This is a genomic window from Halococcus salifodinae DSM 8989, from assembly GCF_000336935.1.
Lineage (GTDB): Archaea > Halobacteriota > Halobacteria > Halobacteriales > Halococcaceae > Halococcus > Halococcus salifodinae.
Genome location: NZ_AOME01000067.1, coordinates 1 through 1,558, shown reverse-complemented (window position 1 = coordinate 1,558; position 1,558 = coordinate 1). Strand labels below are relative to the sequence as shown.

The 1,558-nt window shown below is 59.2% G+C and carries 2 protein-coding genes and 1 pseudogene; all 3 read left to right on the top strand.

Going from position 1 to position 1,558, the window contains the following annotated elements:
- Nucleotides 1-206 precede the first annotated feature (206 nt).
- Nucleotides 207-486 (top strand): annotated as a pseudogene (locus C450_RS22120) (IS6 family transposase); the annotation flags it as partial.
- A 99-nt stretch (nt 487-585) separates the two neighbouring features.
- On the top strand, nt 586-1,074 hold the full coding sequence (locus C450_RS22975) for an IS630 family transposase (RefSeq protein ID WP_049910164.1): 489 nt from the start codon (nt 586-588) through the stop codon (nt 1,072-1,074).
- Nucleotides 983-1,558: IS630 family transposase (locus tag C450_RS22970; protein ID WP_241430395.1), on the top strand; the 576-nt coding region annotated here is incomplete at its 3' end. The genes C450_RS22975 and C450_RS22970, both read left to right, overlap by 92 nt.

Here is a 1,558-nt window from a genome sequence, read left to right as displayed (position 1 = left end):
TATCCAGAAACTGCTCGCAGAGACGTTGAACACGGCATCTATTGAGTGTTGGGACGAGGAGAGCACCCCGACGCCCGTGAGTCATCTGCGCAACGTTTGGATAGTGGAGGCGTGGGACTACTTCTACGGGGCGAAAAATCGAACGACCGGAGTGAGTTCGCTGGTTTGTACTCCGACCAGTATCCATTTCTTACGCAGACCACTCCAGGGCGCTCGGGGTGCGCCTCCATTCAGCGGGGCTGTCGTTGCGGGAGACGGCCGCGGTGCTGGAGCTGTTCAGCGTTGAGCGGTCGCATCAAGCGGTCTTCCAGTGGGGTCCACCGCCTCGCAGAGAACCTGCCCGACCCGCCGCGGAGTGCTCCGCGGCGGGTCGCCATCGACGAAACCGCGGTACAGGTCGGCACTAAGTGGTGCTGGCTGTACGCTGCGATCGACCTGGATTCGAAGCTGCTGCTCGGTGTGCGGCTGTCGCCGCGGCGGGGGACTAGGACCTAGCGCAAGTTCTTGACCTTCAGAGACGTATCTTTCCGAATGGGAACGCGCCGAGCTGTCGTTGAACGACATCTATCTGACGATGAATTGAGATTGGAGATCAAGAAGGCGGACGACGCGAAAGTCGTCCGCCGACTCTGCTTCATCAGCAACCTCTACACTGGAGATACGATCAAGGGAGCCGCTACACGCGTTGGCGCGAGTCGCGGCATCGGGAGTCAGTGGCTCGAACGCTGGAACCAATATGGACCCGTTGGCCTCATCCCACGCTTCGGGGGCGGCAGGCCCCCGAAGCACTCACATCAGCAGTCACGTGATCTCCAGCGACTCCTCGAAGAAGGCCAACCGTGGACCACCGGCGAAATCACACGGTTGATTGAGGACGAGTTCGGTGTCAGCTACCATCCTGGCCACGTTCGGCGACTCTGTCGAAGCGTGTACGGGATGTCGTACGCGATCCCACGGCCAGAAACGCCGTCTCGACCAGAGAATGCAGAAGAGATTCTCGCCAAGGCGTTCGGCGAGGAGGAAGACGAGGAGGCCGTTGATCCCGGTGAGACGGTTCTTGGGTTCTTTCGATGAGTCGTGGCCGATGCCGACTGAAAATCGGCATCGGCTCTGGGGATTCGGTACGCCACGCATCGTGAAACACATGCCGCGAGTGAAGACCGCAGCTGTCGGTTTCTACGCGATCAACGGAACGAGCGTGTTGGAATCAATCGAGAGCCTTCACAAAGAGCGGATCGTGGAGGTGTTCGAAGCGATCCGCGAGCAGAATCCGACCGGCCGGATTCTGCTCGTCTTGGATAACTTCTCCTCGCATGCCTCTGAGTTCACGCGCACGCGAGCGGAGGAGTTGGGAATAACGCTGATCTTTCTCCCTATCGCATCGCCGCATCTTCAGCCAATCGAACCCGTCTGGAATAGTCTCAAACGAACGATCTCGCCGATTTCGACCGAGAGCGCGGACGACTTCCACGCTCTCATCGAGAGGACGTTCCTCACGCTGACACACCGCCTTAGCTTCGCTGCCGACTGGATCGACCGTTTTCTGAACGTCAATAAG